Here is a 13,920-nt window from a genome sequence, read left to right as displayed (position 1 = left end):
TAGCTCGATGATATCCTCGGTCAACCGCTCCTCGTCTGGCAGACCGCAAGGGATCTTGCGCTGCGTGGAGCGATGCTGCCCAAGGATACGGCAAGCCCGGCGCTCAGATACGCCAAGGCTTTGCCGCACATGATCAATGCATCGACGGCGGCGAGAAGGGCTCAGAAGTTTCCCCGTGCAGCCTCGGCCAGAACCATCTTGTCCAGCGTCAGATCAGATACCGCGCGCCTGAGCCGCTGGTTCTCCGTTTCCAACTGCTTCAGGCGCTTCAGTTGATCCCGTCTCATGCCGCCATACTCCTTGCGCCATCGGTAGTAGGTCTGCTGCGTCACGCCAATCTGGCGAACGGCAGTTGCTGAACTAGTTGGCCCCGACCGAAGGGACGTTTGAGCGCCAACTGTGTTTTCCAACTCTTGTGTCTCAGATATGAACGGCCGCTTCCGCCCATCTGAACCATCCGACCAATTCCCTCAGATTTCCGCAACGTCGGCATTCCCGACCTTGCGGCCAGCGCACCATACTTGCCGATACCCACGGAGCACCGGTCCTAGGCTGCGAGGTCCGGTAACTGCGCATTCCGGACCTTGGGCAGTTTCGGTAGATGTCCGGTTAGCTGCAGCGGTGACCAGACATGATTTCTGTGCAGGTCCGGTCCCAATGCGGAACCGGAAAATGGGTTGTCAGGATGCGGTGAAGCGGTATCCTTCAGACGCCTTTTCGATGTTGCCAATCCCCGGATAGGCGAAGTGATACCCCAGAACTCGGTGTCCATCGGTCGCCACACGATCCAGAAGAGCCTTGCGACTGGCAATAGCCATGTCCGGGATCGAATCGAACCCGAAGGCCCAATCTGGATGCTGGACGCTCAGGAACTCGCTGGCCATCGCGTCTCCGGTGATGATCAGTCCGTCACCGCCATCGACAAGAACAGAGATATGGCCCGGTGTATGTCCCGGCGTGTCGAGCACGCTTACACCGGCAGCGATGCCGTCGCCTTCCTTGACCAGTTGAACTCGGTCCTGGACTGCCAAGAGATCACGTCGCGCACCCTGGGCGAACGGTTTGAAATCATCAGGCATCATCCCTTCGGTCTCAGGGTCGGTCCAGAAAGCAAACTCAGTTTCACCGACATAATACGTTGCATTGGGCAGAGCGAGCGAGCCGTCTTCCAGAAGCGTGCCCCAGACATGGTCTGGATGGGCATGGGTGAATACGACCTTGTTTATCGAGGCGGGGTCGATCCCATTAATACTGAGGTTTTCCAACAGTTTTCCTGCGGTCGGCTGGAATTTTTTGCCGGACCCGTTGTCGATCAGGATTGTCTCGCCTCCAACGCGCAGCAACGCATGGTTGGTCTCGGGCTGAACCGTTTCCGGGACCGAGCCCATGAGGCCCGTCATGAAGGCCTCGAATTCTTCCTTCGGTGCATTCGGGGCCAGCACGGCCGACGGGATTGTGAGGTGGCCGTCGCTGATCACTGTGAGTTCGATGTCACCGACCATAGTAGAATGCGTTTCGGACCCAAAAGCCCACCCTGACCGGGGCATGAATGGCGTGGCGGCGGCACTGACGGAAAGGGCCAGAAAGCGGCGGCGATGAAGATGGGTAATGTTCTCGTAAGTCATTGGCGTCCTCCCATAAGCCCCATCCAATTCGCAGAGCAATCTGCCGAAGTTTCCAATTTGGCGGGACAAAGGTGAGCATAGGGGCACCTGTCTCGTCCCACCAAGCGATATCTTTTCGGCTAGACACGGATGAAACTCGAAAGCCGACATCCGACAGATAACCTCGGATGTCTCCAATGTCGGCAAACTTGCCCTTCAGGCATCAGCGGTAGCGCCGGTGCGCCTTCGACGAGGCCGACGGCAGCGAACTGCGCAATCCTGCCGTTCACGCTCTGTGAGCGCTTCGCAGGTGCAGCATCACCCCCTGAACCGAAAGCAGCCATTCATGTTCGACGCAGAGAACGGCGGCAGGGAGCCCACTGCCGACCCATCGAGAATTCGCTGCGCGCGCTCGCAGAGAGATCATAGCAGCAATCCAGCGAAAACCGACAATACAACGCGACGAGAAAAGCCGCATTCGGGCAAGCCGCAGCAATGTTTCAGGGGCGAATGAGCAAGTTGCGGACGTTCCGGACTCGTACAGCCGCAGCGAGCGCGATTGCTGAAATCCGCGCCAGTTCTTCGCGACTGCGGCGACGCGAGTTCCCCGGCGCAGCGAATTTCCCCAGACCGGTCATTGGTGGGAGCCATCCACCCCATCTGCCCTGCAGGACCAGGCTGTTCTTCCACCCAAAAGTCAACTCGGGAATTGTGACCCCGTCGAATTGGGCAAAACAACTTGCAGGTCGTCTCGACACTTGCGGATGCCAGTCGGGACGGCATACTTGGTCCATGGCAATTCGATTTCTGTGTGTCCTGTCCCTTTTGATCGCGACACTTTCTTCGGCCTTCGCCGAGACAGATCGCCGGGTGGCGCTGGTGATCGGCAACGCGGGCTATAGCCACGTCCCGCTGCTCGCCAACCCGGCCAACGACGCGACCGATATCGCCGCCGCGCTGAAACGGCTGGACTTCGACGTGACGCTGGCGCTCGACGCCGACGACACCGCGATGCAGCGGCTGTTGCGCGACTTCGCAGGCGCCGCGCGTGAGGCGGACCTCTCGCTCGTCTACTACGCCGGCCACGGGATCGAGGTCGATCAGACGAATTACCTGATCCCGGTGAATGCAGAGTTACGCCGCGATCTCGACGTGGATTTCGAGGCCCTGCCGCTCGACCTCGTGATGCAGTCGCTCGTCGGCGCGGGGGGACTGAAGATCGTGCTGATCGATGCCTGCCGCGACAATCCCTTCGCCGCGCAACTGCAATTGGCAAAGGGCACGCGGTCGATCGGCACCGGGCTCGGCCGGGTCGACCCGATCGGCGGCGTGCGTGCGGGCGGCATCCTCGTTGGTTACGCCGCGCGCGAGGGCACCGTAGCGCTCGACGGCGCGGGGCGCAACTCGCCGTACGCGGCGGCGCTGCTCGAGTACCTCGAGGAGCCGGGGCTGGAGATCAGCCAGCTCTTCCGCAAGGTCCGCGACCGGGTGTTCGACCTGACCGGCGGGGCGCAGGAGCCGTTCACCTACGGGGCCTTGCCAAGCGGTGAGTTTTTCCTTGGTGAGGCCAGTGTTCAGCCTGCCGTTGCTCTGGCCCCACCGGTCTCCCCCCAGGTATCCCAACTCAACGACGAATTGTCTGTCTATTCCGCGGCAGAGAAGCTTGGCTCATTGCGTGGTTGGGCGTTGTACTTCGATCAGTTTCCGAGGGGACGATTGGAGAAAAGCGCAATCGCACGCGAAGAACAGCAGCTGATGAACGTCATTCAGTCACGCGTTTTCGGAAGGTATCGCGGTGCCAGCGAGACCGCGGCGTTGGACAACGAATTGCGAAAAAGCGCCCTTGGCATTTTCGGCATCGGCGATGAACTAGCGCGCGACATTCAGTCGGAGCTAAAGGACCGGGGCAACCAGATTGGTGTTGTTGATGGTCAGATCGGCGCAAGAACGATGCGCGCTCTTGCCGCTGTTCAGGCGGCAAACCGTCTGCCCATAACAGGTTTGCCAACTCGCGCGACATTATCGGTCTTGGGCCAGATCGGGCCCGAGGCGCCAGCGGCCGACCTGTCTGCCACATCCGGACCTATTGCCAAGGTGATTGACCGGGACGCGGCTGCATTGCTTGAAGGCGACCCTCGGCTTGATCGGCTTCTGCAGACATTCCACGAGCGAGAGATCATTTACGGGTATTTCGGCGGGCGTCTGTATGCTGCGGTTTATCTTGGCACCACGATCGGAGAGCCTGATCTGGCCCGGTACAATCGTGAGACGGGCGGCGCGCTGGTCGAGATCACCACTGCCGCAGAACAGGAATTTGTTTCGGACCTGGTCAGGTATGACCGCAAGCTCTGGACAAGGGGAAATTCTGGTCTTCGGTCGGATTATGGGCCAACCATCGGATTGTCGAAAGCAGGTGGACGGTTGCGCTGGCGTTCCGGAGCAGCGCTTGCTTATTCAGCCCCGGTTTCAACTTTTTCCGGCGTTACAAGCTCGGAAATCGCATATGGCCGGCTTGTGCCGGATGAGCCGCTCTCGAAGGATGCGCGGATTGTTGGCCGGGTTCGTTGGGCAATGTCGCTTCAACCATCGCACTCGATCATTCTCGAAATTGAATAGAGTTTAACGCGGGCGGATCTTCAGCTGCGTCCCCCGGTTGACTTCTCAACATCCACGACATCCTGGCAACGGCGATCCAACCCGAGTTTCCCAAGTGATCTGACGTTTTCGCTCGGGCGATCGGTGTATTTCTATTATTCTTTAGTCAGTTGAGCGGCATGAGGGCGATTGGTAATGTCTCACCCAGCGGGTGCGGGACAGAGGGACGATCTGAGGCTCGACTTCGACCGTCGCGTGCGGTCGCTCCCGCGGCGGACGACCGGTCTGGGTTTGGGCCATTTTGACCGAATTCAACGACTGCTTTCGGGAAGCTGTGCTGCAGCGCCGCTACGGATTTCGGAATTTGGCGATCTCATGGACGCAGGTTTTGCCGCACAAGCAAAAGGCAGAAACGTCCGCTGACTTGACCTCGGTTGGGCGTGTGACGAAGATCCGGTCCACTTTGCCGAAGGCAGTTGATGAATGCGCACGGGAGGCGATGCTGCGATGCGGAGAATGACCGCAAGGTCGGCGAAGCGGACCTACCAACGGTGCATTAAAGGGTTTTCTCTAGTATCCAATCGAGCACTGGAAATCAGGATCGGATCGGTATTCAGGTTCGGAATGTGATTGGACCGACAGGCGCAATTGGCGCATCGTTTCCACATGCACAGACTTGCTGCACTCTTGATGTCTGGAACACTCACCTCGATTGCCGCCGCCGATGGTATCGAGGTGGATCTCGAACTGGTCTTAATGGTCGATGTCTCCCGGTCCATGACGGAGAATGAGATGGAGATCCAGCGTCGGGGCTATGCTGCTGCCTTGCAGTCGGATGCCGTCTTCGCTGCGGTTCAGTCTGGATTGCTGCAACGGGTCGCAGTGAGCTACGTCGAATGGGCCGGCACGCAGGAGGTGATCGTTGACTGGCGGCTTCTCGAAACAAGGGAGGACCTTGCTGCCTTTGCGGAGACGCTGACGGCTGAGTTCAATCCGGCACTGCGGCGCACCTCGATTTCCGAAGCGTTGGTGTTTGGCGCCCAACTGATCGACACAAACATCTACGATGGTCTGCGCCGGGTTATCGACATTTCGGGCGATGGTCCAAACAACCAGGGACGGCCCGTGACCCAGGCCCGCGACGCTGTTCTGGACAAAGGCATCGTTATCAATGGTCTCCCTCTAATGACTCGAGAAGGCATGGGGAGTGATTGGCATCTTGAAGGTCTCGACGTCTACTATGAAAACTGCGTCACAGGGGGGGCAGGATCTTTCGTGATCCCGGTATTGGGCTGGGCTGATTTCGCTGAAGCGGTACGGCAGAAACTCATCCTGGAAATAGTCGGCGTTTCACAACCAGAAAAGCTTGTGCCTGTGCAAATGACCACGCGGAACCCGACCGACTGTTTAATCGGTGAAAAGATCTGGCGGCAGCGTCGGCTTTATTGGAACGAGCCATAGCGCACCACCCTGATCTGCCGCGGCTATGTACTTCAAAGATCCAGAAACGAACGCTGGCCTTTAGTTGCGAAGCAACTGGGGGGCCGGTAACTGCGCTTTACTGCCGGTGACTGCGCATGAACCCTTCGCACGTGCAGCATCTCCGCCAGTGCCGCGCCGAGAGCGATCTGACGGCACATATCCGTGTCGGCGCCGCGCGTGAGGGGCGAGCGCACGCTGTAGGTGCCACGTCCCTCGGCGTCGAAACCGGCTACGAAGCAATGGATATAGCCGGTCGGCAGTTCCGGGAAACGTGGGAAGGCGGCCGCGTCTGCATCGCTGATTATGACAGCCCACGGCTTCCCACCATTAATGAGAACGTGCTCGAAAGCCCGTGCGAGGACCCGGATAGCCCTCGGATCCGTTACGCGCACCAGGCGACCGTCCCTCCTGTAGTCGTAGCATGAGGACGCAAATGACCGGGCGATCCTGCTGGCGTCTTTCTTCATGGCCCGTTGCAGGGAGCGGCTCATGTGAGCGGCCATGCCATCGCTCTCTGCTGGGGAACACAGAGTAGCCTTAATAAGGCTACTTCCTCCAAAACGCTCTTACACGTGCGCGTACGCGTGTAACGCAGGAACGGGGAAAGTAGCCTTAATAAGGCTACTCTGCACTGCAGAATCTCAGTATGTGCATCACCTGATCTCAATTTGACTCCTCGGCTCGTTTTGTTGCGTCTTCTTTCAAGACCTCGCCGGCAGCTGAGAGATAGGCGCCCCGCAGAAACTTTCGGCCACCTGTGCTCGAAATCCTGGCTCCTTTTGACGTCAGCTTCGTACCAAGCCCACGATTGATCTGGGACGCGTCATTGCCAAGCGCCCATTCGTTATAAATTGTCCTGATCGTAGTCAGGGAGATGTCGTTCTGCACATCGGTGAAGACCAGGCAGTCATCCATGAAGCGCTGGATCACGTCCTGTTCGGCCAAATAAGCCTCGGTCTCCGCAGCGATGGATGGAGGCAGGTCGCCCATTCCGTCGCGCAGATAAAACGCCAGACCGTCAAGCATCCAACGCAGGATCCCCGGAGCTTCCTCGTGCAACCGGTCCTTAAGTGTACTATCCGGGCTGTCAGGCGTGTTGGGCCACGGCACCATACGCAACCGTCGACGAGTGGCCGCATCTACGGTTTTTATGGTCAGTTTCTCGTTGGCGACCATTGTCAGCTTTCCGGCCGGCCAAAATTCGAAGCTGTCTTGGCGCATGAAGTTGGCGCGCATGGGAGCTTCATTTCCGGACCAGGCTTTCACGCGGCCCATGTCCCATGCGCGGCCTTCCTCGGGTTCAGAAACCACGACGTGGCGCTTTCCCCGCAACACGGCGATTTCCTGTGCATGAGCTCGACGGCCGCTGCGGTCGATGGTGAATGCCGATTCCTGAGCGGTCACCTGGTAGTCACCCAGCGCGTATCCGATGGCCTTGATGAAGACGCCCTTTCCGTTGCCGCCGCCTCCATAGAAGAAATGGACGGTTTCCTCATTCATCTGTCCGGTCAGGCAGAGCCCGCCATATTTCTGAAGGTAGGCGATCACGTCTTCCTGCCCAGCGTGGGCCTCTTGCAGGAACTTCAGAAATGTCGGGCAATCGGCTGAATCGGCGGGCGTAAAGCGCCTCGGCTGGTCGGCCCGTTCCGGCAAGATCGTGTTGCGCATCGCCCTGCAACGTCTCGCCCGTCACTACGAAGAAGAATATGGACCGGGCCGCGGCATGATCGGTTGAGCCGACAAAGACGATTACCTCGTGTCTCGGGCGCTCCTCGGAGCGCCCGTTTTTTCGGGAGGTCCATCCGTACTGGCCGTTATTTCCGATCTGCCTGACGTGGCGTGCAAAAGCTCAGACGATCGCCTCGTCCACCGCCCCGGATAGTTTTTCGAGCGCGCAGGGGGCATTTCTTGACGCAAAACAAGGCGCGCCAGCCTGCCTTCGATCATACTGCCGACGACCCCATTCCGGTAGAGGGTTCGAGCCATGACCTACAGCATTCCCCTCAACGACCCGCCCGAAATCGAGCAAGAGGCGCACCAATGCTGGTCTGCAGCCTATGAAAGCTGGACCACGGCGTGTTCGCGGATCATTCGCGGTGCGCAGGCGGTCAGCGAAGAGGCAATCGAGGCCGAAATGGCGCGCTATCCGGGCGCGCTCACCGACGAAGGGTCGGCAACTCTGGGGGGCGTTGGCCTGTTGGAGCATTTCGGGAACGTTCATTTCGAACCCGTTTCCGGTGCCGCGCTGACCACGGACATGCTGGCCGCACGCCTCCGGCAATACGGCTATATCTACATGCTCTTCTGGGCGCGGGGGCGGACGGGAGATGTCTTCAGCCACGCCGTCGTCGTGTCGCATGCCCACGGCGGCAGGATGCGGGTCATGGATCCGGGAAGAGGACGGGGGCTGATGATGCGGCCCACGGATTACTATCGCAACGCGCTGGCGATTTTCGTCGGAACCCACGCGCGGGCGCACGAGTCCTGATTGCGGAACGAAACGTCTTCATTGCGGAACGAAACGTCTTCGGAAGTCCGGGAACACCGGTTTTCGTACCGAAAAACGCCCGGTCAAGTAGACCGGGCGATGCAAACGTCTCTTGATGCGTGCGGTCAGGCGGCGGCGCCGGACGCCTCCTCGCGCAGCCAGTTGAGGACCGTTTCCGGCGAAGAGACGCCATAGGGGTCCTCGCCATGGTTGTCGGAAATGCCGGGCTCTTCGAACCAGGCTTCGACCACGCCGTCCTTGATCACCGCTGCGTAGCGCCAGGAGCGCAGGCCGAAGCCGACATTGTCCTTGCGCACCAGCATGCCCATGCGGCGGGTGAACTCGCCCGAGCCGTCCGGGATCACCTTGACGTTTTCCAGTACCTGACCCTGCGCCCACTTGTTCATGACGAAGCTGTCATTGACCGACATGCAATAGATCTCGTCGATGCCAAGGGCGGCGAAATCGGCGAAACCATTCTCGAAACCGGGCAACTGGTAGGTCGAGCAGGTGGGGGTGAAAGCACCGGGCAGGGAGAACAGGATCACGCGCTTGCCGGCGAAGTAATCCTCGGTCGTCATGTCCTGCCAGCGAAAAGGATTGGGGCCGCTTACGGATTCGTCGCGGACTCGGGTGTGAAAGGTGACTTTCGGAAGTTTGTAGCCGACTTGCATTGGGCAATCCCCGTAAATGTTCTGAACGTCTGGGTCGCGCAGGACCGTCGCGCAAGGTAGGACCGAGGCTGCCAGGCGCGCTTTGGGGCAGGCATGCAAATGCGGCAAATCCGCCATGCATTGCGGGACATCCCGAAATCTGATGTTACATTTGACCATACGGCCCTATCAGACGGGGCGGAGAGGTAGCATCATGCGCGATCTGAAGATCCCCGGCGAACGCCATCCCGAAAAGGCCCACCGGTCGGACAATGCCCAGCCCAAGAAACCGAGCTGGATTCGCGTCCGCGCGCCGGGCGGAGAAGGGTATAACAGCACCCACAAGATCCTGCGCGAGAACAATCTGCCGACCGTTTGCGAAGAGGCCGGATGTCCGAACGTGGGCGAATGCTGGTCACGTGGCCACGCCACGATGATGATCATGGGCGAGATCTGTACCCGCGGCTGCACCTTCTGCAACGTGGCAACGGGGCGGCCCGATGCGCTTGACGTTTTTGAGCCGGGCCGTGTGGCCGATGCGGTTCAGAAACTGGGCCTGAAACATGTCGTCATCACCTCGGTGGACCGCGACGACCTCGAAGATGGCGGGGCGGAACATTTCGCGCAGACCATCCGCGCCATCCGCCACCGCTCTCCGGAATCCACGATCGAGATCCTGACCCCGGATTTTCTCAAGTGCGACCCGAAAGTTCTTGAAATCGTATTGGAAGCGAAGCCGGACGTTTTCAACCACAACCTCGAGACGGTGCCGGGCCTCTACCCGACCGTGCGTCCGGGCGCCCGCTATTTCCACTCGCTTCGGTTGCTGCAACGGGTAAAGGAAATCGACCCCACGATGTTCACCAAGTCGGGCATCATGGTGGGCCTCGGCGAGGATCGCCAGGGCGTGCTGCAGGCGATGGATGACATGCGCTCGGCCGATATCGATTTCCTGACCATCGGCCAATACCTTCAGCCGACGCCGAAACACCATGCGGTGGAACGGTTCGTGACACCCGAGGAGTTCAAATCCTACGAGAAGGCCGCCTATGGCAAGGGCTTCCTCATGGTCTCGGCCACGCCCCTGACACGTTCCAGCTATCACGCTGGTGACGATTTCGAGCGCCTGCGCAGTGCGCGCCTGAAAAAGCTCGGCCGCGCCTGAGAAAACCCGGCGGGCGGGCGCGTGCTTTCGCGCGCGCGCCGCTGCCAGAGGCTCAGGCCCCGATTCACTCGATCGGGGCGAGGCTCGCAAGGTAGAAGGCAAGCGCTTCCAGGTCTTCCTTGGGCAATTGCGCCAACCCGGCAATCACCGATTCCATCTCGTTGCTGGCGGTTTCATCCCGAGGGCTGTGACCGCTTTCGAGAAACCACGCGACCTCGTCCCGGCTCCAGTCCAGCGCGGCCGGGGTCACGTTAGGCGCGACGCTGCTGCCCGAGAGGCCCGGCGCGCCGGCCATCCAGCGGCTCCTGTCCAACCCGCCCCAACGATCCCGCGGCGTGTGGCACTCCGCGCAATGGCCGAGCGCCTCGGCAAGGTAACGTCCGCGTTCGACCCGCTCGCTGGGCGCCGCGCCGACGAAATTCGGATCGAGATAGCGTTTCTTCCAGAGCCCGATCGTGCTGCGTAGCGACCATGGCAGGGAAATCTCGTGCGGTTGCGGCACCTCGTCGGAGGCGGGCAGGCTGTCGAGAAACGCCTTGAGGTCGGCAATATCCTGCAACTCCATCCGGATATAGCTCGTGTAGGGCATCACCGGGTAGAGATGGCGCCCGTCCGGCGTCACGCCGCGCTTGAGCACGGAGGCTAGCCCTGCAAGATCGTAGCTGCCAATGCCATGCACCGGATCGGAGGAGATATTCGGCGTAATGAACTCGCCGAACTCGGTCGAAAGCCGTCGACCGCCCGACAGAATCGGCGCCTGCTGCGCTTCCGCACCCCGATCCGCATGGCATGACGCACAGCCCGCCGCGAGGAAGACCTGCCGGCCGGCAACGGCATCGCCTGCCATTTGGGGCAGTTCCTCGGAACTGAACGGGAGCGGACGTGTCAGCCAGAAAGCCAGCGCCAGCCCCCCGATCACCAACAGGAAAAACAGGGTTAGAACGCGGCGCATGCCGATTTTCCTTTCGGGACTCGGGCTTCGGGACGGAGGCACCATAGGGTTTCCCGCGTGCTAACGCAAAGGTTGCATCCTGTCCTTATCGGCATGGTTCCGCTACGGCAGGACGGGTGGCGATTTTCGAGGCAGGGCGTGCGGAAAACGCCGGCTTCAGAAGCGCGGCAGGCCCGGTCGGCGCCCAATCTGGTCCGCTTGCATCCAGTCCGGCAGAATGCCCAGCCGTTCCAGCCCGACAAGGGCCAGGCAGAGCGCGATCACGGCGAAGACGAGCAGAACCCGCTTGAGCGAGGGCGGGTGCTGCGCCCAGCGTTTCATGCGTATGAACCAGTGAGCGCTGAGCATATGGCCTCCGGGATCGGTTCTTGGTGCGCGGCTCAGACGGCCTCGGGGGCGTCTTGCGGATCGTCGATGAAACGGACGGTGCCGATATAGGGCAGGTTCCGGTTGCGTTGGGCGAAATCGATTCCATAGCCCACGACGAACTTGTCCGGGATCTCGAACCCGGTCCAGCTGGCCTTGTAGGCGACCTCGCGCCGGGCGGGCTTGTCCAGCAGGCAGATCGTGCGCAGCCGCTTTGGATTGCGCGCGCCAAGGAAGGCCGCGACGCGGGTCATCGTGTGTCCCGTGTCGATGATGTCCTCGACTACGAGCACGTCGCGCCCTTCAATTTCACCGCGCAAGTCCTTGAGAATACGAACTTCCCGACTGGATTTCATCGCGTTTCCATAGGAGGAGGCCTCGAGGAAATCGACCTCGACCGGCAGGTGCAACTCCCGCACGAGATCGGCAATGAAAACGAAGGAACCGCGCAACAGGCCGACGACAACGAGCTTGTCGGTATCCACGAATTCAGCCTCGATCTCGCGCGCCAGCTCCTCGATCCGGGCGGCAATGGACTTGGCGGAGATCAGCTGATCAATGACGTATGGTCGCGAAGACATTGGCTTCCCTTGAATTTGCCGTCCAACTCTACGACATGTGACGCCGATCCGAAAAAAGAACCCGGGGGCCAAACGCCGCACGATGCACACATTCTCCGACAAACGCGTCATGCCGTACACCGCGGACCAGATGTACGAACTCGTTGCAGATATCGAGTCCTATCCGAAATTCCTGCCATGGACGGCGGCTGCGCGGATTCGCGACCGGCATGAGGAAGCTGACGCGGTGGTCGAGATCGCGGACATGATGGTCTCGTTCAAGGTGTTTCGGGAGAAATTCGGCACGAGGGTCACGATGAGGGCTCAGGAACGCACGATCGTGTCGGAATATCTCGACGGACCGTTCAAATATCTGGTCTCGAAATGGGCGTTCCGGGACGTGGAAGGCGGCTGCGAAGTGGACTACCACATCGATTTCGAGTTCAAGAACAAGATCCTTCAGAAAACGGCAGGGGTCTTCTTCACCGAAGCGCAGCGCCAGATCATGGGCGCATTCGAAAAGCGGGCCAACGCGCTCTACGGCTGGAAAATGCCCTGAGCCCCTTCATCTTTCTCCAAATATCTCTGCCGGAGGCAACGGCCCGAAGGGGCGTTCCGCCTTTTTCATCGAAAAAGGCGCCACTGCGCGGCGCCTGCCTCCGGCGGGGATATTTCCGGTCAGAAGAAGCGGGAGCGGATCACTCCGCTCCCACCTTGCCTTTACGAGATGATGTCGTAGGCACGCTCTCCGTGGACCGAAAGGTCGAGGCCATTGGTCTCGGTTTCGGCGTCGACGCGCATCGGCGTGATCGCGCGAACCACGAGTACGAGTGCGATGGTGACGACCACGGTGAAGGCGCCGACAATGGCAAGCGCGCCGAGTTGTGCGGTCCATGACCCGGCGCCGAAACCCGCGATCATGATCGTGCCGAAGATGCCGCCGACGCCGTGGACGGCGAAGACATCCAGCGTGTCGTCGATCTTGAACACGTTTCGGACCAGGGTGACGGCTTCCTGGCAGAGGATGCCGGCGATGGAACCGATGATCAACGCCTCCACCGGGCCGACGAAACCGGAGGCCGGGGTGATCGATGCCAGGCCCGCAATTGTACCGGTGACCATGCCGACCAGCGAGGGCGTGCCGTATTTGATTTTTTCCCAGAGCGCCCAGGTGAGCGAGGCGGCGGCGGCCGAGATATGGGTGACGGTCATGGCCATCGCCGCGCCGCCATCGGCAGCAAGCTGGGAGCCGCCGTTGAAGCCGAACCAGCCGACCCAGAGCATGGCCGCGCCGATCATCACGAAGCCGGGCGAATGTGGCGGCCTGTTGCGGTCGCGGCGGGGGCCGAGGAAGATCGCCACGATCAGCGCCGCGAGGCCGGCGGTTTCATGCACGACGATTCCGCCGGCGAAATCCTTCGAACCGATCTCACCGAAAATTCCGCCATCGGCGAGGAAACCGCCGCCCCAGATCCAGTGCACGACCGGTGCGTAGCAAAGCAGCATCCATAGCGTTGAGAAGAGCAGGACGAAACCGAAGCCGACCCGTTCCACATAGGCCCCGACGATCAGCGCGGGGGTGATGATGGCGAAAGTCATCTGGAAGGCGAAGAAGAGGATCTCGGGCAGGGTGCCGGAAACCGTCTCGGGGGTGATCTCGAGCAGGAACATCTTGCCCAGGCCGCCCCAGAACCCGCTCGTGCCGTCGCCGAAAGCGATGGAATAGCCAAAGGCGAACCAGGCGATGCTCATTGCACAGGCGATCGCGTAGCATTGCATGAAAACGCTGAGCACGTTTCGCGCGCGCACCAGCCCGCCATAGAACAAGGCCAGCCCCGGCAATGTCATGAAAAGGACCAACGCCGTCGCGACGATGATCCAGGCGGTATCGGCTCCCACCATGTCCCTTCCTTCCCGTTTTTTTTGCCCGTTTCGCGGGCGTTTCGGGGTGTGAAGCGTGAAGGGGCTGCGCAGAAAAGAGGCTTCGACTGCCATTGGGTGGGCAAAATGTATGCGCGACGGCAAAAGATGGAAAATTGGGCTAAAACTGTGCAG

At 60.4% G+C, this 13,920-nt stretch carries 13 protein-coding genes and 2 pseudogenes; 6 read left to right on the top strand and 9 right to left on the bottom strand.

Features of this window, described 5'->3' with window-relative positions:
• Positions 1 to 362, bottom strand: a pseudogene (locus BLR85_RS17100) (transposase); the annotation flags it as partial.
• Between the two features lie 318 nt (positions 363 to 680).
• Positions 681 to 1,625 (bottom strand): MBL fold metallo-hydrolase, encoded by a 945-nt coding sequence (locus BLR85_RS17095; RefSeq protein ID WP_212635099.1) that lies wholly within the window; start codon positions 1,623 to 1,625, stop codon positions 681 to 683.
• A 771-nt stretch (positions 1,626 to 2,396) separates the two neighbouring features.
• Here BLR85_RS17095 and BLR85_RS17090 point away from each other — a divergent pair.
• Together BLR85_RS17090 and BLR85_RS17085 are read left to right on the top strand one after the other, a co-directional pair.
• On the top strand, positions 2,397 to 4,220 hold the full coding sequence (locus tag BLR85_RS17090; RefSeq protein WP_093159030.1) for a caspase family protein: 1,824 nt from the start codon (positions 2,397 to 2,399) through the stop codon (positions 4,218 to 4,220).
• A 609-nt stretch (positions 4,221 to 4,829) separates the two neighbouring features.
• Positions 4,830 to 5,660, top strand: a complete 831-nt coding sequence (locus BLR85_RS17085) for a DUF1194 domain-containing protein (protein WP_244520759.1) — start codon at positions 4,830 to 4,832, stop codon at positions 5,658 to 5,660.
• Between the two features lie 32 nt (positions 5,661 to 5,692).
• Here the strand turns inward: BLR85_RS17085 and BLR85_RS17080 are convergent, their stop codons facing one another.
• Together BLR85_RS17080 and BLR85_RS17075 are read right to left on the bottom strand one after the other, a co-directional pair.
• The gene (locus BLR85_RS17080; protein WP_093159026.1) at positions 5,693 to 6,184 is read right to left on the bottom strand and encodes a hypothetical protein; all 492 of its coding nucleotides are present in this window, start codon (positions 6,182 to 6,184) and stop codon (positions 5,693 to 5,695) included.
• A gap of 160 nt (positions 6,185 to 6,344) precedes the next feature.
• Positions 6,345 to 7,349, bottom strand: a complete 1,005-nt coding sequence (locus BLR85_RS17075) for a phage/plasmid primase, P4 family (protein ID WP_093159022.1) — start codon at positions 7,347 to 7,349, stop codon at positions 6,345 to 6,347.
• Here BLR85_RS17075 and BLR85_RS29910 point away from each other — a divergent pair.
• Together BLR85_RS29910 and BLR85_RS17070 are read left to right on the top strand one after the other, a co-directional pair.
• Positions 7,303 to 7,416: pseudogene (locus tag BLR85_RS29910) on the top strand (DUF6456 domain-containing protein); the annotation flags it as partial. The gene BLR85_RS17075 and the pseudogene BLR85_RS29910 sit on opposite strands and share 47 nt — an antisense overlap.
• A gap of 249 nt (positions 7,417 to 7,665) precedes the next feature.
• Positions 7,666 to 8,169 carry a hypothetical protein gene (locus tag BLR85_RS17070; protein WP_093159017.1) on the top strand — a complete coding sequence of 168 codons (504 nt, stop codon included), beginning with the start codon at positions 7,666 to 7,668 and terminating at the stop codon, positions 8,167 to 8,169.
• A gap of 125 nt (positions 8,170 to 8,294) precedes the next feature.
• On the opposite strand, the gene BLR85_RS17065 is transcribed toward BLR85_RS17070, so the two are convergent.
• The gene (locus BLR85_RS17065; RefSeq protein WP_093159013.1) at positions 8,295 to 8,843 is read right to left on the bottom strand and encodes a peroxiredoxin; all 549 of its coding nucleotides are present in this window, start codon (positions 8,841 to 8,843) and stop codon (positions 8,295 to 8,297) included.
• A gap of 193 nt (positions 8,844 to 9,036) precedes the next feature.
• Here BLR85_RS17065 and lipA point away from each other — a divergent pair, with 193 nt between their 5' ends.
• Complete coding sequence (gene lipA, locus BLR85_RS17060; RefSeq protein ID WP_093159008.1) at positions 9,037 to 9,987, top strand: lipoyl synthase; 951 nt, start codon at positions 9,037 to 9,039, stop codon at positions 9,985 to 9,987.
• Between the two features lie 64 nt (positions 9,988 to 10,051).
• On the opposite strand, the gene BLR85_RS17055 is transcribed toward lipA, so the two are convergent.
• The 3 genes from BLR85_RS17055 to hpt form a co-directional block, all read right to left on the bottom strand.
• Positions 10,052 to 10,939 (bottom strand): c-type cytochrome, encoded by an 888-nt coding sequence (locus tag BLR85_RS17055; protein WP_170844611.1) that lies wholly within the window; start codon positions 10,937 to 10,939, stop codon positions 10,052 to 10,054.
• A gap of 156 nt (positions 10,940 to 11,095) precedes the next feature.
• Positions 11,096 to 11,287: a hypothetical protein gene (locus BLR85_RS17050; RefSeq protein WP_093158998.1), complete on the bottom strand. Its 192-nt coding sequence runs from the start codon at positions 11,285 to 11,287 to the stop codon at positions 11,096 to 11,098.
• 32 nt (positions 11,288 to 11,319) lie between these two features.
• The gene (gene hpt / locus BLR85_RS17045; RefSeq protein ID WP_093158993.1) at positions 11,320 to 11,886 is read right to left on the bottom strand and encodes a hypoxanthine phosphoribosyltransferase; all 567 of its coding nucleotides are present in this window, start codon (positions 11,884 to 11,886) and stop codon (positions 11,320 to 11,322) included.
• Positions 11,887 to 11,968: 82 nt separating this feature from the next.
• On the opposite strand from hpt, the gene BLR85_RS17040 reads away from it, so the two are divergent.
• Entirely contained in the window at positions 11,969 to 12,424 is a 456-nt protein-coding gene (locus tag BLR85_RS17040; RefSeq protein ID WP_093158989.1) for a type II toxin-antitoxin system RatA family toxin, read from the top strand.
• A 161-nt stretch (positions 12,425 to 12,585) separates the two neighbouring features.
• Here the strand turns inward: BLR85_RS17040 and BLR85_RS17035 are convergent, their stop codons facing one another.
• Positions 12,586 to 13,767, bottom strand: coding sequence for an ammonium transporter (locus BLR85_RS17035; protein ID WP_093158984.1), 1,182 nt, complete (start codon positions 13,765 to 13,767; stop codon positions 12,586 to 12,588).
• Between the last annotated feature and the right edge of the window lie 153 nt (positions 13,768 to 13,920).

It is taken from the genome of Aliiruegeria lutimaris (assembly GCF_900099935.1).
In the GTDB taxonomy this organism is placed as follows: domain Bacteria; phylum Pseudomonadota; class Alphaproteobacteria; order Rhodobacterales; family Rhodobacteraceae; genus Tropicimonas; species Tropicimonas lutimaris.
This window is presented reverse-complemented; position numbering and strand designations above follow the sequence as displayed.